Source organism: Pseudomonas sp. SWRI68 (assembly GCF_014269165.1).
Classification (GTDB): domain Bacteria; phylum Pseudomonadota; class Gammaproteobacteria; order Pseudomonadales; family Pseudomonadaceae; genus Aquipseudomonas; species Aquipseudomonas capeferrum.
This window is the reverse complement of record NZ_JABWRU010000026.1, coordinates 30,196-50,045: the sequence shown is the minus strand read 5'-3', so window position 1 is coordinate 50,045 and position 19,850 is coordinate 30,196. Positions and strand designations below refer to the sequence as shown.

The window sequence follows — 19,850 nt, the reverse complement described above, 5'->3', positions numbered from 1 at the left end:
CAAAGGTTACACACAGCGTCTGGTAAATTTCAAAACCAGATGACAGTAAAAAATGCAAAAACAAAAAGCTGCGGCTAGTCGAATGGTCAGTTGCGAACAGCTTAACCATAGTGAATTTTCTGCTCCTAACACACCGCAAGCAACAGAGATTTCAGTATTTTTTTTGCCCCCTGAATTAGAGCATCTTGGTAGATAAATGAATGCAGCGCTGTTGCTGCGACAGCCGGAACCCAACAGACAACCCTCAAGGTGAGCAACGATCGCTTAAGCTTTCTCTCGTTATCGTTAAGAGCAGATACTGCATCATCAAGACATTTCCTTAAGTCTGCGGGGTATTGGCGAGAAACACTAAAATGATCGGAAAACATCATGCCTCGCGAATGACTGATCCGATCATACTGAAGCCGCTGCGCGGAAAGAGTTTCGGCCAACAATGCCGATGTTATAGTGAGCCCTGCGACTAGTATCGTGCTTTCCAGAGCACTCTCAGCTTTAACTATAGCAATAACAGCCACAAGCGAAATTGGCACACTAAGAATCTTACCACTTATATCACCAACGACCTTAGACATCTGATCGGCGATAGTTATCTGCGTGGTGGCGATTTCTTGCTTTACCTTATGAAAAGAAAAACCACTTAGATAGGTCGAAAGATTATTCTCATATAGCTCTATAAACGCGCGCCAATTAGCCACCAAGAACTTGAAGCGTTCTTTTCCATCGTGACACCCAACAAGATGTTCAATTAGACTAGCGCGAAAGATTGCCCTCTCCTTTACCAAGTGAGGATTCACATCCATATTACTACTCTGCAAGCTATCAATGAGAGTGACGCCTAGCTCGCATGAAAGTAGGCTAGCATCGAGGTAAGGGTAGAGAGTTACAGCGCGCTCCCCTTTACCAAGATCATCAGCTACAAAAACCAGCTTGTACTCATCGCTTGAGTCTTTTTCATCATGAAAATGCGCCAAATCGGCTAAACATACAATTAATCGACAGATATCCTGCAGAGATTTAACCTGAGGATGAGTAGGTGTATCTGAGGATAGGATATCGTCCTCTAAGAGATAAAAATGTGGTGGCAACGACTGACGCACATAGCTTTTCGATCGTGCCATCAGTTGTTCAATATTCTTAAAAACTGGCACCGCGCCCGAAGCATCGATCACATAAGATAATTCAATAGTCGACCAAGACTTGGCCAACGCCAAATCTTGCGGCTTGGCCTCTTCTCCATCGATCAACAGCTCATCAAATCGACCTGTTTTCGATTCCGCCAATCGAAGTACGGCATCGGCTAGCTCATCACGATACACGCTGGACTGAAAACAAAACGAGTTCCCAGTCTTCAGAGACGGACACCCAAATAAGCGATAGATACGGACAAACTCAAGAACGTCGGCCATGTTGACTTACTCGGCTAAGGGAGCATCCACTTTATCGGCAAGAGCCTGGCGAATAACGTCCACAGCCTGATCAGATAGATTGTTAATGATAAGCTTGCGGTCTTGTTCGACAAAACGAATTTCAGCATCAACACCTTCACCTAATGAATTGCGGTCAAATTTAAGCTGCCAATTATCCGCCTTATATAGCACATGAGTATATTTATCGAGGGTAACTTTACTAATCGGAAACTCAACAGGCACACCAACTGCTTCGCTGTTGAGATGGCCTGTAAACTCACTTGCTAAATCATCAGCTTGACCTTCCATTTCAGCTGGAAAAAACTGACGTGCGATTGCTTCTACTTCAGACAGTTTCACGGATAAACCAGTGTCACGCTGCTGCTCTAGGTATCGCAAAACTTCATCTTTGAAACGGATCCGATGTGGGTGAAGGTTCGGTCGCTCACGGAAAAACCTAACGCTTTCAATTATCAGATTTTTTGTGGCTGCCGCTGATGCTGTGCCCACCGCACAGCCCAGAGCGGTAACGAAATAACCTGCCGCAGAACGGCCAGCACTCTGACTCAAAAAGCTGAGATAATTCAACTCCTGCTTTGCTTCGTCATCAGCTTTTAGGTATTCCCCAAATTTACTGAAATTGATTCGCGCCGCATGATAAAGGCTGTTCAAGTCAAGTTCAATCAACTCCTCCGGCTCCAGTTCATCATTCAGCCTAAGACCGTCACGCTTCTTCAGCATTGCAACCAGCAAAAACCGAGCATTACCGCTTTCGTAATCCACAAAAAGAATGTATCCACCAGATGAAGCGACGGTTTTCTTGGCTGCTTCGTAAAGCTCCGCCATCGCCGAACCTGTAATTTCCAGAAAAGATTGCTCAGAAATTACAATTTTGGTGTAGTTATTGAAATCGCTTGGAAACTCACTTGCAGTCTTTTTTGCAAAAATACCATAGTGGGCAGCATTGTTTTTTTTGCCGTAGATCGATGTAGCGCCGACAATCAATTTGTTGACGGCCGGTTTTCCAGAATCAAGAACTTTGGTGCGTATGAAGGATGGCTGTATGTCTTTAAACTGCTCCTTCTTCAATTCATGGACTACCGAAAAGTTGACCTTGATATCCATTATTACATCCTTGTTAAGCACTATTTGGATACCCAATCTACTCCAAGATGGCAAATCGCCACAACCGGGCATGCCTCGAACGCGCAACGAGGGTGACAAGATTACTGTATATACATACAGCAATAAGTGCAAGGCAGCCCGTTGGTGTCCGACGAAAGGCCACCCCCGACTACGTCATTGCTCGGACCATCGAGGTGATGATTTGCAGCTGCGGTGACAGCTCGACGCGACATGTAAATGCAATTACCTTTCAGGCTTAACCAGAACGCGTCCCCACCTGATGGGGCAGGCGGAGTGTTTTCTTAGGGTCCAATCAGCCTAGCGGTCCCCACCGATAGCAGTGCACATCTTCAAGGTCTTCGTGATGAGCTCTGATCACTCGATTGCTACACACGACGCCCATGAGTAGAAAGGTCGAGGCCATCGCAATATCAAACAGCCCGCATCTGCGGGCTGTTTCAGGGGCTACGCTTCGATCAAGTCTGCTAGGGCGATGCCTCTAGCGCTGTCAAGTACATCGTCGCGGTCGAGCCTTCTAGACGAAGGGCCAAAGAGAGGGATCGACAGGTCTGACAACACCATGCTTCCGCTACCTCGTTGATGATCCACGGCGAGAATTCGAGAGCCCACAGAGATTAGTTGCTTGGCCAAGCGATTCCATTCATCACCAAGGGCCAAGGCAGTTGCTATCAGAGCGCTGTCCTGAGCTTGGCTACGTTGCTGCTGAGCAGTGGAAATCTGAATATCGAGCGCATCAATTTCTGCCTGTAACGCCGCAACTATCAGTTCTTGCCGCCTTGCATGTTCATCAGACTCACTCAGCAAGGTGCTGGCTTTCTCCATCTCGTTGCTTGCGGACTTCTCACCTTCACTGTCACCAGTTGCTACGCTGCGGGCGTATAGGTTCGCTGCATCACGCTCGGCTTGCTGTGCCCTTTCGATGGCTAGATCCGTTTCTTTCTGAATTGCTTGCAGGCGCTCCAGCACAAGCCTGCGAGTACTCTCCAATGCCATCACAGTTTTGGAAGAATCCGACATGACCTGGCAGGCCTTTGCCCTGGTTTGTTTCGCATTCGCCAAGCTCTCCTGATAGCTGATTTCTCGATCAACCCGCTCCAGCGCCCCCGAGATACTGCGTACGCGAGCTTCAGCGCTAGAGAGCTTATCCATGGCCGCTCTTGACTCCGGACTACCTATGCAGTTTCCCCGGTGATCCCAATTGCTGGGCATTTTTTGCCAAGTATCCCGAAGGTCTGGAATGCTGGCCTCAAGAGCATCACGCTCGGCAATCAATTCATCGCGCTGTTTCTTCAGTTCTTTCATGGTTAATACCTAATGATTGGGAATAGTCGTGTACGAGGCTGGCAAGACCGTATATTGCCGTCGCTACCTCCCGGTCTTAGAGGTAGTGACTCAAGCGGCCTGTGCTTTGTTCTCAGCCGGTTCAGGGATCGTGACGACAACATAACAGCGCTGTAGCCCGAGCCCAGGTAGACGCACGGAGGTGGAGGCCTTGCCATCTTTGCCTGGCTCCAGTACTCGACGCCGCAATAGCTCTTTGTTTACTGCATTGAGGTTCATGCCGCGGAATATCTCAGAGCGCCAAGCTTCGGGGAGTACGTAATAGGTCGTCGTCGTGTGCGCCGTGTCACCCATGCCGTGCTCCATCGACTTCCGAAAGCCAAGACGATCAAGCGTGCGTGGACCATGTTCATCGACCTTGGCAGCAGCAGATTCCCAGCGCGTAAAGCGGCTTTCTCCGAACCTCTCGATCACTTGGCGGAGGCGGGCAAGAACTGCATCGCCTTCCATGTTCCCGATACCTCCTCTCTCGGCCAACCAAGCCTTCAGGCATACGCGGGCGGATTCGAGAGCCAACCCATCCGGCCACCCGGTAACGCCAAGGGCGGTAGCCAGCTCTCCAGCTGCTGCTGCCAATCCAAAGCGAGTAGCAGCGCGCTGAGCCTGTCCGCTTGCACTGATTGGTAATGACTCGGCGGTGAAGCGCTCCACGGTGCTGCGGACCATGGCTATGTAGGCACGCAGTTTGACCGGGTCACACAGCGCCGACAGGAATGCCAGGGCGGGAGATCCGTAGGATTTGGCCACTCGAGCTTTCAGCGCATCCGAAAGCGCAGCAGCATCTTCGAAACCATGCAGCTCCTCGAACAACCCCAGTCCTTTTCCGGCATCAGCCGGTACGGCTAGTAGCCGTACTTCCATACCCGCTTTTAAATCCTTGTTTGCTTCGGCCATGTGTTGCGCAAGGGTCTTTTCTCCCGTGGAAAGGAACAGCAATCGCCATTCTTGTACCTGACGTCCGCTCAACCCACGGTCATTCGCCCGGGCTTTGCCTGTGCCGTTGCCAAGCATGTAGACCGTTTCCCCGATGATCCGTGGATCGCACATCCCGATTTCATCAAGCACCAGAAGGCCGTCGGAGTGTGCCGCCGCGATACTCTCCAGCGCGTTATCTGTAGAGCGCCAGGAACGCACCAGGCGTGGCCCACCCCAAACCGAAGCGGCCACCTGCAAATGGGTAGTCTTCCCGCCCGAGCTATCGCCGTAGAGGTGGAATCCGCCTGATTCATGGCCAAGCAAGTGCAACACCGCTCCAGCAAAAGCTACACACACGACGAACGTCAGACGGTTATTCCCCACGCACAACGTGCCGATTTGCTGTTGCCATTGCTCTAGTGTTCCAGCTTGGGTAATGGGCGGGAGCTGGGTGCCAGCTTCGTAGAAGTGCAGGTATTCCGTGCTGGCACCGATCTGTCGATCCGGCACCAGGTAAGCATCCCCATGCCAGCCCAGACGAGTGACCAAACGGGCGCGCTCGGAGCCGTCATAGCCTTGCAGGTAGCTCTGCAGGTCGTTACGCGAATTACGAGCAGTACGCACGGGCGCCAGGCGCAGCCCCATATCGACTAGTGGCGCGAGCACCTCCTTGCCAAAGTCGCCGGCCATCGCCCTGGCCGGAATATTGAGGCGCTTGCTGGCCCCGTCCGGATCATCGAACTCCACCAGTAGCCCCCAGCCGTGGCCCTTCTCGTCACGGGTGCGAGCCAAAATCTCTAGCCGTGAACAAACCAGTCGTGCTTCGCCATCCTCAGCTGAATAGAACACCCCATCCTTTGTGACACGAAAGCCGCTCGGGGCGCGGGCGGTTTTCTCCTCGGGTTGTGGCTTGGTCCGGCCAGTGCTCTGCTTGGTTGGGGTGGGTGTGGCGGCAGGTGCGAGGGCGAACAGCTCTCCGGTGTGTTGCAGCTCTGCCAAGTGTCGGGCAGTCCAGCCTCTGGATTTGGCATCTGCCGCATCGTCTCCTTCGCTCCACTCACCGCCCGGGGCAAAGGTGGGGTGATCACCGTGCATCCCGGGGCGTTGCTCGAACACCGCCAAAGCTACCGTTTGTACCGTGGCTGCTCCGATCTTTCGCAAGTGCTCGACCAAGGCATCCATGCACTTCATGCCTGGGGTGTCGTTGTCTGGCCACAGCAGCACGTCACGCCCGACTAGCGCCGCGAAATCAGCCTTCTGCCAAGAGTTCGTACCGTTAGGCCAGCAGGTAGCAACATGCTCGGGCAATAGCTCGGCAGCGGCATCGGCAGCCTTCTCACCTTCGCACAGTACGACTGGTGCCAAGGGATGTTTAGCCAGTTCATCAAGGCGCAGCAGCGGGCGAGGCGCCGATAAGCCCTGCCAGCGCCAGGCCAGCGAGCCGTTAGCAGAGTGTTTGCACCAGGTGAGGGGCGCGAAGACTTTGCGGGACGTGCCGTTCTCATCCGGCCCGAGGTCGAAGCGGCACAGCACCATTAGTGGCTGACCGTTGGCATCCCGGTAAATCCAAACCTTGGAAGGTTTACCGTGCTGCCGGTGCGCTTGCAGCACCTTCTGCATTGCCTGCTCAGGAATGGGCAACACGGGCACCCACTCTGGCTTTTTGGCCTGGCCAGTGGGTGGTGTGACGTTGGTGCTATTCGTTGCCTCGACACCGAGGAAAGCCGCCAGTTTGTTGCAAGCCTCCACATCGGTGCCACGATCAAGGTAGCGCACCAGGTCGATCAAATCACCGCCTTTGTCGCCGGTGGCGAAGTCGCACCAGGTGGCTTTGGCCAGGTTCACCTTGAGCGAACCTGCGTGCTTGTCCGCTCGTGTTGGGTTGGGGGCGGTGTACTCCTTGCCACCGTCTACGCGCTTGCCATTGGGAAGCCAGTGGGCTAGCACACGGTCAATCGCTGCGAGGGAGGCCGCTTTGACCTGCGCAAAGGTCGGATGCCGGGAGTTGGGGGTAGTCCTGCTCATGCTTGGCCACCCTCGGCAATCTGAATCCCAGTGGTCACATCATCGACAAGCGCTTTAGCCTGCTCGCCCAGATAATGTGCCGCCCAAACCAGTGCATTGTTGTCGTCGCTCTCGCCAGCCAACTGGGTCAGTTTGTTTACGCAGCTCATGAGCACCGACGCATGCTCCAAAGCTTCCTCACCGGATACACTAGGGCACACTTTGAAGAACGGTTGATTCAACGAGTTGTGCTTAGAGAAGGTGACTCCACCTACGGTATTGATCTGAAAGTGCCCACTCATTTCTGCACCCTCTCCGCCACATGGCGGGTTGAGTCATCGGCATGCACGACCAGGGTACGAATCTGCTCCAGTGTTCCGCGCACGTCCCAAAGGGCGCCGAGGATCACACGGTTAGCCAAACGTTGGTTCTGTTCCGCCTCGAACTGATCCTCCAGTAAGCACAACACTGCCTGGGCTCGCTCAACGGCACAGGTAATTGCATCGATAGGTACACCAGCGGGCGCGTTTGCAGTAATGCAAAGCAAATCCTCAGGTTGAGAGCAATAGTGGACTGGAGTAGTCATTGAGCACCCCCGTTTGCTTCTAGGGCGCGAGCACGGGCCATAGCGGCGTTGTAACGCGCCAAGCGGACGGAGAGGGATGAGTTGGCGTGCAGTGCCGCAATGGCACGGGCCTTCAGGGCAGCAATGTGGTTCTGGAGGGCGGACGGATTGAGGGCGTGCATGGGCGGAGCTCCTTCTTAAATGGGAGCTGCCACGGTCCGTCGCCAAACGAATTAGGGTGGCAGCTGTGCGCAGGTTGGCGAACCGGGTAAGAAGGAACCCGGCAGACCCGAAGGTCTCCCACGCACAGCCGCCATAACACGAGAATGCGGGCACAAAAAAAGCGCCTGAAAACGTGATGGGGGCGCCTGTGCGCCTTCTTAAGCTCGGGTCGCCAAACCCGGTCACTGAATTTGCAGCGACAGGCGCAGAGTAACGTGTGAGCCGACGAAGCGCAAGCCGAGAGGCGCGGGCAGGTTGCATGGCTCTGGGCCATGGCATAGAGTAGGCGGGCACAGTGAAGATCCTCAGACGCCCTCGGTTGCAGCCGGGGGCGTTTTCGTTAGTGAGTGGCGGCGGGACGGCGCTCAAGCTTGAGCCAGGTGAGATTGCGGCCTTGCCGCGCCTTCTCATACATCTGCCCTAGTGCATCGGGATTGGCGAGCACGTTGGGAACCAACTGCGCCGCATCTCGAATCGTCACGTCGCCAGGCGTCTCGATAGCCAGTAGCCCCCAATCGAGAGTCGGCCAAATCAGCAGCAGAACGTGGGCCCCTTTGGCCAGCGCTTCGTCGCGCAGTTTTTGCAAGCGCGCCAACCGCCCATGTGTTGGAGCCTTTTGACCCAGTTCGTCGATTGCATCGAGCGCTGCATGGGGGAGGAAAATGGGCGTCATGCGGCCACCTTGTCTCGCGCAGCGATGCGAGCGCGCGTCCAGGCCTGAACTTCAGATAGAACCCAAGCCACGGGAGCGCCGCGGGCGGTGCTGTCAGTGAGCTTCACAGGCTGAGGGAAGGTGCTTTCAGGTTGACTCATCAGTTTGTAGATCGTTGGGCGTGCAAGCCCCACGAGCTCTACAACTTCTTTCATGCGAATGAGCCTGGCCGACCGGTCGATTGCAGAACCGCCCAGCGGTGCGGGTTGGAGTGTCATAGCTGTATCCCTGTATTGGTTTTACAGGGCGCAGAATATGGAGTAGCTACTTAACGGTTAAGGTTCACTTTACTTTTTTGTTACTGAAATGGGCGGGTTGTAACCCAGCCAAGGAATGCGTTTTAGGATCTTTCCCATCTGAACTTTCGTCAGCGACGCTCCTGTTTCGCGCTCCTGCCAGGCACGTAGCTTGCTGTTCAGATTGTGCCTGGCTGTTCCTGTATGGACGAGTTCCAGTGCTTTCAGTTCGATGGCTCGATCACGGCTGGCGATTTCCTTGCGCCGAGCAATCCCACTCAACACTCCGTCGATTTTGGTGTCTGCATATCTCGACGCGGCGTGGGCCAAGTCGCCTATCTCGCAGCATGCTGCGTTTTCATCAGGATCTAGCCAGGCGCTAGCACCAGGCACGTAGTCCTCGATGCAGCAAAGGTGCATCTGGTAGTACTCAAGGGCGGGTATTTCTTGACCTTGTGTAATCAAGTGCTCGGCCAAGCCGCATAATGCATGGATAGCATTTGCCAGCGCGAAAGCAGCAATAACCTGCACGTCTGTCGCCGTTTCGAGGCCGGTATAGTTCCGGAACTGGGCGACAAGTTGCCTGGCCCCGTAGTGAGAAATCACCTGGTAGATCGCGTCATTGTATTGCAGTGCAGCATTGCTCAGCTCTGCGCCGATTTCCTCCGGGAGCCAGTGGCGGCAGTGCTCCATGATGTTCAGTACGGCATCCACCTCTGAAGCGTAACCACTGAAGATTGGAAGGCGCTTTAGATGCTCCCTTATGGTGCTGGATTCGGTCCGGGTCGGATGGATGGCCAGCCCATCAATGGACAACGAGTCAGGCTGCATCAACATTCCCCCACGCCCCGGCAGTTTGCGCCCAGCCCGCGATTTGTATTGACCTGAGTGAGCATGCGCATAGGCCAGCAGGCGGACGAGGGGCTTTTCGCGTTACACGGGACGGCGAGGTTACACCGGGTGTACGACAATATTTTGGTCGGTGTTACGTGCCTAATCCCCAATGATTTCAGCGTCTTGGTCTGATCCGTTACACGGGTTACACCTGGTACACTGGCTTTTGATGGGACAGGCATTGTCATGCCCTCTACCATCATCTCAATCTGTTTCATGGATGGAGGGACCTCCCATGGGCAAAATCATAGGGAGTAATTGCATCCCTGCGATTGGCATCCAGATAGTCGGCCCACCACTGCACCATAAGTCTCCGCTCTTGTAAGTGCTCAGCCTTGTGGATGTAGGCGGCACGCACCGCGTTTCTCTCCTGGTGGCTCATTTGCCGTTCGACAGCGTCCTTACTCCACAGCCCAGACTCAACCAGTGCGGAGCAGGCCATAGTCCGAAAACCATGGCCGCATACCTCTGCTTTGGTGTCATACCCCATTCGTCGCAGCGCTTTGTTCACGGTATTCTCGCTCATGGGTTTCCAGTGATTGTGATCACCCGCAAACACCAGATCGAAACGACCAGTGAGGTTACGAATTTTCTCCAGCACCTCTACAGCCTGTCGGCTGAGCGGCACCAAGTGTGGAGTGCTCATCTTGGAGCCTCGATGGGAGTTTTTCACACCCTCAATAGCCACCCTTTCACCAGGGATTTCCCACATCAGCCTCCCCATGTCTATCTCTCCCCAGCGAGCGAAGCGGAGCTCGCTGGAGCGGATGAACACCAACATGGTCAGCTCCACCGCGAGCTTGGTCAGGCCGCGCCCGCTGTCGGCATCTATCCGCTGAAGAAGCTCAGGTAAGCGTTCGAATGGCAAAGCTGGCCGGTGCGCTGTTTTGCGGGTGGCCGTGGCGCCTTGCAGATCGATCGCCGGGTTGAAATCCAGATGTCCATGCTGAACCGCCATGCGGAGGATACCCGTCATGTACTGGCGTAGGCGTGCAGCCGTATCCAAGGTATCCCGCTTTTCTGCCGCTTTCAGCGGAACAAGTAGATCCCGTGTTTTCAGCTCCGCGACCGGACGATCACCGAGAGTGGGCAACAGATGGGACTCGATACGTCGCCAAACGGTGGAGGCATGACCAGGTGTCCATTTACGAGCGCAGGCCGCGTGCCATTCCTGAGCCAGCAAACGGAATGTATTCGCCCGAGCGTTCGCCGCTTCCTGTTTGTCCAAGCGCGCCTGCTCGATAGGGTCTTTCCCAGCGGCAAGAAGCTCAAGCGCTTGAGCGCGTCGCTCCCTGGCCGCTTTCAAGCCGAGCGCCGGATAGTTGCCAAACGTAGCTAAGCCATCACGGCCATCAGGTTTGGTGTACTTCATACGCCAGGTCTTGACCCCTGACGGCTTCACCAGAAGGTAGAGGCCTTTGCCATCGAACAGCTTGTAATCCTTCTCCCGAGGCTTGGCTGCATCACATTTGGGATCGGTGAGAGGCACCACTGTGCGCGCCATAGGGATACGTTTCCTTGTCGAACCGAGATATCCCTAACCATATCCCTAAATCGTGTAGATGCCCAGAGACAAAACGAGACGGATAGAAACAACAAAGCCCGCACTAGGCGGGCTTTGCGGGGCGTTTCGTAGACAGTCATAGACTTCTGGAAACTGGTCTCTGGTGCCGGAGACAGGAATCGAACCTGCGACCTTCGCGTTACGAGTGCGCTGCTCTACCGACTGAGCTACACCGGCGTGTAGCGCAACGTACCACTGCCGCACCCGTTACGCAAACCCCTGTTTCCCCTCGTTTATTGCCCTGCCCTCAAGCCCCTTTGCAACCACTCGGCGCGAGGTCTTCCTCGATGTTGGTGGTGCAGCCCCACCCAGTAGCCGAGCGGGTCAGGGTCAGGGCTTTGCCAACCACGGTGGCCGGTGCATCCACCAGTGTGCACACAATGCTCCCGGTGCCGGCAGCTGCGTTGCCGCTGGCGGTAATCGCGCAATGCGCTGTCGCCGGTTGCCCACCCAGCGCACCGACATCCGCCACATCCTTGCCTTCGTTCAAGCGCAGGTCCATGGCTGTCTTCAGCGCTGAAATCTCCAGCAACCCGGCTGCGGCCTTGGTGCGGGACTGGTGGTTGGTGTACATCGGTATGGCGATGGTCGCCAGAATGCCGATGATCGCGACGACGATCATCAGTTCGATCAGGGTGATACCGCGTTGCCCTTTCATGAACGTTTTCCTTGTTTGATACGCATACACATTGGGGTCACTCTCGGCCCCAGGCTGGCAGCGGCGCAGTAGGCCTGAACAGACACCTTTTGTCACCCCTGCCCGCCTGGGCGTCATCTTCGCTGAACTACTCTAGTGAGCATCAGGGAAGCACGCCCTCTCATGGACGCGGCAAGCTGTTTCGAGGCTTGTCGTGCGGGCAAAAAAGGACCTTTGCATGAACCCTTCGATACGTCTTTACGCCTGGCAGGGCACCAACGCTGATGGCCTGGCCGTCAGTGGGCAAATGGCTGGGCGCAGCCCGGCTTATGTGCGCGCCGGGTTGCTGCGCCAGGGCATTCTGGTGGCGCGTTTGCGGCCTGCTGGCGGGCGGGCGTGGCGTTGGCCGAAGCGGCGGGAGAAAACCGACCCGGCGGGTTTCAGCCGGCAGCTGGCGACTTTGCTTAAAGCCGGGGTGCCGCTGCTGCAGGCGTTCGAGGTGATGGGGCGCAGTGGCTGTGATGCGGCGCAGGCGGCGTTGCTGGTTCGATTGAAACAGGATGTGGCGTCGGGGCTGGGGCTGGCGGATGCGTTGCAGCGCCACCCGGGGTGGTTCGATACGTTGTACTGCAACCTGGTGCGGGTGGGTGAGCAGTCCGGCACGCTCGACCGGCAGCTGGAGCAGTTGGCGGGCATGCTGGAACAGCGCTTGGCCCTGCACAAGAAGTTGCGCAAGGCGATGATCTACCCGCTGCTGTTGTTGCTGACCGGGTTGGGTGTTTCGGCGGTTTTGTTACTGGAGGTGATCCCGCAGTTTCAGAGCCTGTTCGCGGGGTTTGATGCGGCACTGCCGGCCTTTACCCAGTGGGTGATCGACTTGTCCACAGGGCTGGGGCGTCATGCACCGGTGTTGCTGGTAAGTGCGGTGCTGTTGGCGGTGGCTGCGCGCGAGCTTTACCGCAAGCACAGGCCGGCGCGCTTGTGGATAACTCAGCGGGTGCTGGGCCTGCCGGTGTTCGGCAAGCTGCTGGGGCAGGCGGCGCTGGCGCGTTTTGCGCGCAGCCTGGCAACGTCTTATGCCGCTGGGGTGCCGCTGCTGGATGCCTTGGGGACGGTGGCCAAGGCCAGTGGTGGCGAGCTGCATCAACAGGCGATCCAGCGCTTGCGCCAAGGCATGGCCAATGGGCAGGGGCTGAACCAGGCGATGGCGGCCGAACCGCTGTTCCCGCCGCTGCTGGTGCAGCTGGTGGCCATCGGTGAGTCCAGTGGCACGCTGGACCAGATGCTGGAAAAAGCCGCCAGCCACTACGAGGAACAGGTCAGCCAGGCGCTGGACCAGTTGACCAGCCTGCTGGAGCCGGCCATCGTGCTGGTCCTGGGCCTGCTGGTTGGCGGCCTGGTGGTGGCGATGTACCTGCCGATCTTCCAGCTGGGTAGCTTGATCTGAACATGACTTTATGGACCTTCCTGGCGATGGAGCCGGTTTACTTCATCACCCTGGCGACCGTGCTCGGCCTGTTGGTGGGCAGTTTTCTCAACGTTGTGGTGTACCGCCTGCCGATCATGCTGGAGCGCCAATGGCAGCGTGAGGCACACGAAGTGCTGGGGCTGCCGGTGACCGAGCACGAGCGTTTCGACCTGTGCCTGCCGGCCTCGCAGTGCACACAATGCGGGCACCGGATACGGGCGTGGGAAAACATCCCGGTGCTCAGCTACCTGGCGTTGCGTGGGCGCTGCTCGGCCTGCAAACAGCGCATCAGCGTGCGTTACCCGTTGGTTGAGGTGGGTTGTGCGCTGCTGTCGATGGTGGTGGCCTGGCGCTACGGGGCCAGCGTCGAGGCACTGGTGCTGCTGCCGCTGACCTGGAGCTTGCTGGCCCTGAGCTTGATCGACCATGACCAACAACTGCTGCCCGATGCCATCGTGCTGCCAGGGCTGTGGCTTGGGCTGATCGTCAATTACTTCGGGGTATGGGTGCCCTTGCCCGATGCCGTGTGCGGCGCGGTGGTCGGGTACCTCAGCCTGTGGACGGTGTACTGGTTGTTCAAGCTGGTTACCGGCAAGGAAGGCATGGGCTATGGCGACTTCAAGCTGTTGGCGCTGCTCGGCGCCTGGGGTGGCTGGCAGGTGCTGCCGCTGACCTTGTTGCTGTCGTCGGTGCTTGGGGCGCTGGTTGGGGTGTACCTGCTGCGGGTGCGCAAGCATTCCATGGGTACGGCCATGCCATTTGGGCCCTATCTGGCAATTGCGGGGTGGATTGCCGTGCTCTGGGGTGATGAAATATACGCCTCTTACATGCAACTGCTTGGATTCTGATGACCACTGCAGCTTTCACCCCTTGGATTCTGGGCCTGACCGGCGGAATCGGCAGCGGCAAGAGTGCCGCCGCCGAGCGCTTCGTCGAGCTTGGCGTGCACCTGGTCGATGCCGACCAGGCGGCGCGCTGGGTGGTCGAGCCTGGGCGACCGGCGCTGGCCAGCATTGTCGAGCGCTTCGGCCCTGGCGTGCTGCTGGACGATGGCCAACTCGACCGCGCGGCCTTGCGCCAGCTGATTTTCGCCGACCCGGCGCAGCGCCAGTGGCTGGAGGCGTTGCTGCACCCGCTGATCGGGCAGGAGATTTTCAGCTACCTGGCCAAGGCCGAATCGCCTTATGCCGTGTATGTGTCACCCTTGCTGATCGAGTCTGGCCAGTATCGCAAGACCCAGCGCGTGCTGGTGATCGATGCGCCGCAGGCGTTGCAGGTGGAACGTACGCTGCAGCGGGACAACACCAGCCCGGAGCAGGTGCAGGCCATCCTCAATGCGCAACTGGCCCGCGAAGAGCGGCTGCGCCATGCCGACGATGTGGTGGTCAATGACCGCGACCTTGCCGCGTTGCACGAGCAGATCGACCGTCTGCATCATTTTTACCTGACTTTACGAGGAGGCCAGCCATGAGCCAGCCATTGACCGTCGACTGCCCTACCTGTGGCGCACCTGTGGAATGGAACGAGAAAAGCACGTGCCGGCCGTTTTGCTCTGATCGCTGCAAGCTGATCGACCTGGGGGCCTGGGCGGCGGAAGAACACAAGATCGCGGGGTCGGAAGAGTCCGAGGATGAGCTGTATTCGGGGGACCTGGAGCCGCGGCACTAAGCCTCTGTATTGGCCATCTGTATTGGCCTCTGTAGGAGCGGCCTTGCGTCGCGAAAGGGCTGCGCAGCGGCCCCGGCAATATTTGTGGTGGCGCTGAAACCGGGGGCCGCTACGCGGCCCTTTCGCGACGCAAGGCCGCTCCTACAGGGGTCGTGCAGCGGGACGGGGCCGGTCAATGTTCGTCTTCTTTCCACGGCGCCTGCAGGTACCGCGTGCGGTTGAACGTTTCCAGCCACTCCGGGCAAAACACCACCAAAGCACTGATCACCATGCCGTTGATGAACGCCTCGGGGAACATCATCAGCCACAGGTAGCCGACAAAGTCACTCAGCCACTCTGGCATGGCAAAGCGCCCGTCCAGCCACAAAATCCCCAACCCGGCCAACACACACACCAGCACCGTCAACGCTGCCGGAAAAAACCCTGAACAAAAGATATAAACAAACAGGTTTCGCGGTTGCGCACGTTCGACCGCCATGGCGCACAGTTCGGTAATCAGTACCGGCAGGCCAATCAACAGCAGGCCGTTGACGCCCAGCGCCGCCAGGTCCTGACGCCCCAGCGCCAGCAACCCCAACTGCGCAAGAAAGCCGCCCAGCACCGCCAGCGGCCAGTCCAGCAACAAGGTGACGGCCGTCATGCCGATGAAGTGATACGACACGCCCGTATCAAAATCGCGCCTGACCAACCACAGGGCAAACAGGCAGAACACCGTACCAAACAGAAGGTGCTGGCGGCGCCGGTCGGTGAACAGCTCTACCCAGCGGGCGCGGCTGGCCGCCCAGAGCAACAGCGGCACGTAACCCAGCCAGCCCAGCGTGAGGCTGGTGCCTGACAACACCTGTGCACTGATCACCTGGTAAATACCCCTTTCAGCCTTGTGGATAAAGTGAGTCTACACCCATTCTCCCGTTCATCCGGCTGCGGTAGGCTGGCGCCTCCCCGCGATGCAGGACGCATTCAAAATGCCGGAAGGGACCAACCTCGCACTGCTGCTGGCAGCGCTGCTCAACGCTGTGATCGGCCTGTTGCACCTGGCCATTATCGTGGTCAGCTCGCTGGTCTGCCTGGGGTTTGGCCTGGTGCACTTGCTGGGGGTTGTTCAGCAATGGCCGGTGTTGAGCTGATTTCTACGCACAAACAGCATCTTACCGTCATCGATTAGCGTCTAAGCTTGTCTGCATGGATGACTCAGACTACCTGCGCCTGCTTACCATCCAGGCCGAACAAGCCAATGCGTTTCTGTCCAATGCACGCAAATGGGAGCGTGAGCGTTGGGTATGCCAACGCCTGCTGCAAGGGTTGAACATCCCCTACCGCAGCGAAGACTTCACCCCGGCCGGCCAGGAGCCGCCGGATGTGCTGTTCCGCGATGCGGCATTTGAGGTGTTCTTCGTGCTGGACGAGGGCCGCCGCCTGAACGATGAGTGGCGCGAAGAGCTGCAGCGCCGGCGCAGTGCGTTTTCCCTGGCGCAACTGGTGCGCCGCGAAGCACGCCCGCGGCGGATCAGTGCTACGGAACTGCTCGGGCGCCTGGCGCCGACCTTGCGCAAAAAAGCGCACAACTACCGCGAACGCGGGCTGGAGCTGAACGAGCTGGACATCATCGCCTTCGCCAGCCTCAAGCGCGAAGTGCTCGACCTCAACACCCACTTCCCGCCCCCTACCGAATACCTGCGCCAAGGTTGGCGCTCGTTGTCGCTGGTCGGGCCGACTTTCGCCCGGGTGTTGTTCGCCCACCCCGATGCGCCTGACTTTTTACGCGGCAACCTGGGGCGCAGCATCGTCTTCGATGTGGGCATCAGTCTTTGATCCAGTGCAGCGACTCTTTGCGATGGCGTACACTCGGCGCCAGCGATAGAACGCATTATCATTTGTTCCAAGCGCTTGCACGAACGCTGTAGCGTTTGTGCAGTCACATACGTCTATCTGACGAGGCCCACCATGACCAGCCGACTGAACCCGGAAGATCAGCGTCGTGTCGATGAGTATCTACGAGCCCCCCAGCACCAAGTCGAGCGCAGGCCCTTCCGGCCATGGCTGCTCCTGGTGCTGGTGGTGGCCGTGACCATTGGTCTGGGCCTCATTAGCCGCCTGTTGAGTGGACTGGTGCTATGAGCTGCCTTGCGCTCGCCCTCTCCTCATGCAGTTTGCGGCCGGCCCCCAGGGCCAAGAATTCCGTAAACCTTATGAGATATCCCCATGACTCATCGCATCGTGATTGTCGGCGGCGGCGCCGGCGGCCTGGAACTGGCGACCCGCCTGGGTAAAAGCCTGGGCAAGCGCAAGCAAGCCGACATCACCCTGGTCGACGCCAACCTGACGCACATCTGGAAGCCACTGCTGCACGAAGTGGCAGCTGGCTCGCTGAACTCCTCGGAAGATGAACTGAACTACGTGGCCCAGGCCAAGTGGAACCACTTCAACTTCCAGCTGGGGCGTATGAGCGGCCTGGACCGTGAAGGCAAGCAGATCCAGCTGGCCGCCACCCTCGACGAAGAGGGCCGCGAGCTGGTGCCTGCGCGCACGTTGAGCTACGACACCCTGGTGATTGCCGTGGGCAGCAACACCAACGACTTCGGCACCCTGGGCGCGGCGCAGCATTGCCTGTTCCTGGACACCCGCAAGCAGGCCGAGCGCTTCCACCAGCAACTGCTCAACCACTACCTGCGTGCCCACGCCGGTGACGTGGCCAGCGAACAGATCAGCGTGGCCATCGTCGGCGCCGGTGCTACCGGTGTGGAGCTGGCCGCCGAGCTGCACCACGCCGCCCACGAACTGGCCGCCTATGGCCTGGATCGCATCCAGCCCAAGGACATGCACATCACCCTGATCGAGGCTGGCCCGCGGGTATTGCCTGCGCTGCCTGAGCGCATCAGCGTGCCAGTGCACAAGACCCTGGAAAAACTCGGGGTGAAGGTGATGACCAATGCGGCGGTCAGCGAAGTGACCGAGGATGGGCTGAAAACCAAGGACGGCGAAGTGATCCAGGCCAGCCTCAAGGTGTGGGCGGCTGGTATTCGTGCACCGGGCTTCCTCAAGGACATCGATGGCCTGGAAACCAACCGCATCAATCAGCTGGTGGTGCGCCCTACCCTGCAGACCACCCGCGACGACAACATCTTCGCCTTTGGTGACTGCGCCGCGTGCCCGCAACCGGGTACCGACCGCAACGTGCCGCCACGGGCACAGGCTGCACACCAGCAGGCTTCGATGCTGGCGCAAAGCCTGAAGGCACGGCTGGAGAACAAGGCGCTGCCAACGTATGCGTACAAGGACTACGGGTCGCTGGTATCGCTGTCGCGCTTCTCGGCGGTGGGTAACCTGATGGGCAACTTGATGGGGAGCGTGAAGCTGGAAGGCTGGCTGGCGCGGATGTTTTATGTGTCGTTGTACCGCATGCACCAGATGGCGCTGTACGGGTTCTTCCGCACGGCGATGATGATGCTGGGTAGCAAGATTGGGCGCGGTACTGAGCCGCGGTTGAAGCTGCACTGACAGAATGCTGGGGGCGCCTTGCGCCCCTTTCCGACCGGTCCGGCGCCCCGGCAAGGCCGCTCCTATGTATGGACTCGCCCACATTGTCTAGCTGCTTTTGAGCATTGGAACCCGGTTGCATCTATGTATCAGGCCTATTCGAGGAAGCTTTTCGCTTCTGGCCAACATCGTGGTGAGCTCGCAGCGTGCCGTTTACATTAAGGCCATTACATTAGGCCTGTAGGAGCGGAGGCATCTGTCTGCGACGGTCTTACCAAGGGTCAATGTTCACTAGCAGGGGTTGGAGCGCTCGGCGCCCCGGTGGCATTGCTCGGTTGGTCAGAGGCTCATAGCAGCCTCCGAGTTGTTGTTCGGTTTGCGTTGGTAAACCTGATTGCTCTGTAACAGAGCCCAGATAATGCGCAGATTTCGATTAGCCAGCCTGATAGCCGCCTCCTTGCGCCCAAGGCGGGACAGCCAGCGCAAGAGGCGGCGATCGTCTGGCTGATCGGAATCAGGCCTTAGCTGACTCAAGACAGCATGCGCGCCTTGGATCATCAGGCTGCGTATGTAGCCGTCACCTCGCTTGCTCATCCTGCCCAGCCTGATTTTGTTTCCGCTGCTGTGCTGGTCGGGCACGATACCGAAGAAGGCAGAATACATTCGGCCACTGGCGAATCGACTGGGCTCGGTCTGTTTCGCCACGATTGCCGTGGCGATGATTGGACCGACGCCACGAATGGTGATCAGCCGCTGTGCGACCTCGTCTTCTTGGGCTGTCGCTTCGAGCCGTTTACTCAGCACCGCAATGCGCTCACCTAGATAGAGCCAGTCAGCCAACAGCTCATCGAGCAACTCGCGCAACAAATCAGGCAGGGGCAAGGTGGCATCCTCAAGGGCTCGCGGTATGTGCGTACTCATCGCGGCATCGCCTTGGGGCATCGACACGCCATGCTCAAGCAGCAAGCCACGCATCTGATTGCCCAGTGCCGTATGCCGCTTGATGTTGCCGCGCCGGACACGGTGCAGTGCTTGAATAGCCAGTGCTGTGGTGCTCTTGATCGGTATTGAGGCAATGCTGGTATCGCGACCGGCACGCAAAATGGCATGGGCGTCGTTTCGGTCGTTCTTCGCGCCGCTGCGGTGTTCGGCCACCCGTTGCGCAGGCAGGATACGAACTGGATTACCTTGGGTCTGCAGCAGCCTGGCCCAGGCTTGTGCACCTGGACCGCACTCCATCAAGACGGTCACTGTCGCTGGCAGTTTGAGCAGGAAATCATGGAAGGCCTGACGGGACTTGATGCGATCTTCGTAGATCACCCGACCGGTAGCATCCTCGCCTGCTAACTGGAAGACCTGTTTGGCCAGGTCTACGCAGATGGTTGTGCAAAGCTCCACATCAGTGGAAGACAGAGGATCGTGCTTCGAACTATGCTTTTTCATGGTCTCGCCCTCGCTGCCGTTGGCTTCTATGAACGCCACCGTGGCACTGTGATGCCTCGGCGGGGGCGAGTCCATCGATTACAACAGATGCCGGAGCGGCCCTTGTAGAATTCGAGGCAAAAGAAAAAGGGCATCTCTGTCGAGATGCCCTC

Annotated in this window: 21 protein-coding genes and 1 tRNA gene; 8 read left to right on the top strand and 14 right to left on the bottom strand. The window is 57.8% G+C overall.

The genetic code is table 11. The annotated features are described in order from the left end of the window. Positions 1–125 precede the first annotated feature (125 nt). From HU770_RS24440 to HU770_RS24385, 12 genes are all read right to left on the bottom strand, one after another. Positions 126–1,406 (bottom strand): hypothetical protein, encoded by a 1,281-nt coding sequence (locus tag HU770_RS24440; protein ID WP_186666015.1) that lies wholly within the window; start codon positions 1,404–1,406, stop codon positions 126–128. 6 nt (positions 1,407–1,412) lie between these two features. Then, complete coding sequence (locus HU770_RS24435; protein ID WP_186666007.1) at positions 1,413–2,531, bottom strand: nucleoid-associated protein; 1,119 nt, start codon at positions 2,529–2,531, stop codon at positions 1,413–1,415. Between the two features lie 465 nt (positions 2,532–2,996). Continuing rightward, positions 2,997–3,854 carry a hypothetical protein gene (locus HU770_RS24430; protein ID WP_186666005.1) on the bottom strand — a complete coding sequence of 286 codons (858 nt, stop codon included), beginning with the start codon at positions 3,852–3,854 and terminating at the stop codon, positions 2,997–2,999. 90 nt (positions 3,855–3,944) lie between these two features. After that, positions 3,945–6,833 (bottom strand): DUF927 domain-containing protein, encoded by a 2,889-nt coding sequence (locus HU770_RS24425; RefSeq protein WP_186666003.1) that lies wholly within the window; start codon positions 6,831–6,833, stop codon positions 3,945–3,947. Continuing rightward, positions 6,830–7,114, bottom strand: coding sequence for a DUF3077 domain-containing protein (locus tag HU770_RS24420; RefSeq protein WP_186665995.1), 285 nt, complete (start codon positions 7,112–7,114; stop codon positions 6,830–6,832). The genes HU770_RS24425 and HU770_RS24420 overlap by 4 nt, the downstream gene beginning before the upstream one ends. Further along, on the bottom strand, positions 7,111–7,398 hold the full coding sequence (locus HU770_RS24415; protein ID WP_186665993.1) for a hypothetical protein: 288 nt from the start codon (positions 7,396–7,398) through the stop codon (positions 7,111–7,113). Before HU770_RS24415 ends, HU770_RS24420 begins: the two co-directional genes overlap by 4 nt. Before the next feature lie 541 nt (positions 7,399–7,939). Continuing rightward, positions 7,940–8,272 (bottom strand): hypothetical protein, encoded by a 333-nt coding sequence (locus HU770_RS24410; RefSeq protein ID WP_186665991.1) that lies wholly within the window; start codon positions 8,270–8,272, stop codon positions 7,940–7,942. Continuing rightward, positions 8,269–8,529, bottom strand: a complete 261-nt coding sequence (locus HU770_RS24405) for an AlpA family phage regulatory protein (RefSeq protein WP_186665989.1) — start codon at positions 8,527–8,529, stop codon at positions 8,269–8,271. Before HU770_RS24405 ends, HU770_RS24410 begins: the two co-directional genes overlap by 4 nt. A 69-nt stretch (positions 8,530–8,598) precedes the next feature. Then, on the bottom strand, positions 8,599–9,378 hold the full coding sequence (locus HU770_RS24400; RefSeq protein ID WP_186665987.1) for a hypothetical protein: 780 nt from the start codon (positions 9,376–9,378) through the stop codon (positions 8,599–8,601). A 277-nt stretch (positions 9,379–9,655) separates the two neighbouring features. Next, positions 9,656–10,945: an integrase arm-type DNA-binding domain-containing protein gene (locus HU770_RS24395; RefSeq protein WP_186665985.1), complete on the bottom strand. Its 1,290-nt coding sequence runs from the start codon at positions 10,943–10,945 to the stop codon at positions 9,656–9,658. A 161-nt stretch (positions 10,946–11,106) separates the two neighbouring features. Continuing rightward, a tRNA-Thr gene (locus HU770_RS24390) sits at positions 11,107–11,182 on the bottom strand. A gap of 70 nt (positions 11,183–11,252) precedes the next feature. Next, positions 11,253–11,663 carry a pilin gene (locus tag HU770_RS24385; RefSeq protein WP_033701422.1) on the bottom strand — a complete coding sequence of 137 codons (411 nt, stop codon included), beginning with the start codon at positions 11,661–11,663 and terminating at the stop codon, positions 11,253–11,255. 217 nt (positions 11,664–11,880) lie between these two features. Here HU770_RS24385 and HU770_RS24380 point away from each other — a divergent pair, with 217 nt between their 5' ends. Genes HU770_RS24380 through yacG form a run of 4 tightly spaced genes read left to right on the top strand, consistent with a single transcriptional unit; the run spans position 11,881 to position 14,778 of the window. Next, positions 11,881–13,089: a type II secretion system F family protein gene (locus tag HU770_RS24380; RefSeq protein ID WP_186665983.1), complete on the top strand. Its 1,209-nt coding sequence runs from the start codon at positions 11,881–11,883 to the stop codon at positions 13,087–13,089. 2 nt (positions 13,090–13,091) lie between these two features. Next, on the top strand, positions 13,092–13,958 hold the full coding sequence (locus tag HU770_RS24375; protein WP_186660597.1) for an A24 family peptidase: 867 nt from the start codon (positions 13,092–13,094) through the stop codon (positions 13,956–13,958). Beyond that, positions 13,958–14,581, top strand: coding sequence for a dephospho-CoA kinase (gene coaE, locus HU770_RS24370; RefSeq protein WP_047582819.1), 624 nt, complete (start codon positions 13,958–13,960; stop codon positions 14,579–14,581). Before HU770_RS24375 ends, coaE begins: the two co-directional genes overlap by 1 nt. Beyond that, entirely contained in the window at positions 14,578–14,778 is a 201-nt protein-coding gene (gene yacG / locus HU770_RS24365) for a DNA gyrase inhibitor YacG (protein ID WP_047582821.1), read from the top strand. The genes coaE and yacG overlap by 4 nt, the downstream gene beginning before the upstream one ends. Positions 14,779–14,950: 172 nt before the next feature. Here the strand turns inward: yacG and HU770_RS24360 are convergent, their stop codons facing one another. Next, a complete protein-coding gene (locus HU770_RS24360; protein ID WP_033701431.1) occupies positions 14,951–15,634 on the bottom strand; it encodes an energy-coupling factor ABC transporter permease in 684 nt (227 codons plus the stop codon). A 109-nt stretch (positions 15,635–15,743) separates the two neighbouring features. On the opposite strand from HU770_RS24360, the gene HU770_RS24355 reads away from it, so the two are divergent. From HU770_RS24355 to HU770_RS24340, 4 genes are all read left to right on the top strand, one after another. Further along, positions 15,744–15,905 carry a hypothetical protein gene (locus HU770_RS24355; RefSeq protein ID WP_167334466.1) on the top strand — a complete coding sequence of 54 codons (162 nt, stop codon included), beginning with the start codon at positions 15,744–15,746 and terminating at the stop codon, positions 15,903–15,905. Positions 15,906–15,960: 55 nt separating this feature from the next. Continuing rightward, the gene (locus tag HU770_RS24350) at positions 15,961–16,590 is read left to right on the top strand and encodes a DUF1780 domain-containing protein (protein WP_013970766.1); all 630 of its coding nucleotides are present in this window, start codon (positions 15,961–15,963) and stop codon (positions 16,588–16,590) included. A gap of 132 nt (positions 16,591–16,722) precedes the next feature. Then, positions 16,723–16,896, top strand: a complete 174-nt coding sequence (locus tag HU770_RS24345) for a DUF3094 family protein (RefSeq protein WP_013970765.1) — start codon at positions 16,723–16,725, stop codon at positions 16,894–16,896. An 84-nt stretch (positions 16,897–16,980) separates the two neighbouring features. Then, positions 16,981–18,276, top strand: a complete 1,296-nt coding sequence (locus HU770_RS24340) for an NAD(P)/FAD-dependent oxidoreductase (protein WP_033701435.1) — start codon at positions 16,981–16,983, stop codon at positions 18,274–18,276. Between the two features lie 318 nt (positions 18,277–18,594). On the opposite strand, the gene HU770_RS24335 is transcribed toward HU770_RS24340, so the two are convergent. Then, positions 18,595–19,653 carry an IS110 family transposase gene (locus HU770_RS24335; RefSeq protein WP_186666031.1) on the bottom strand — a complete coding sequence of 353 codons (1,059 nt, stop codon included), beginning with the start codon at positions 19,651–19,653 and terminating at the stop codon, positions 18,595–18,597. Positions 19,654–19,850 lie beyond the last annotated feature (197 nt).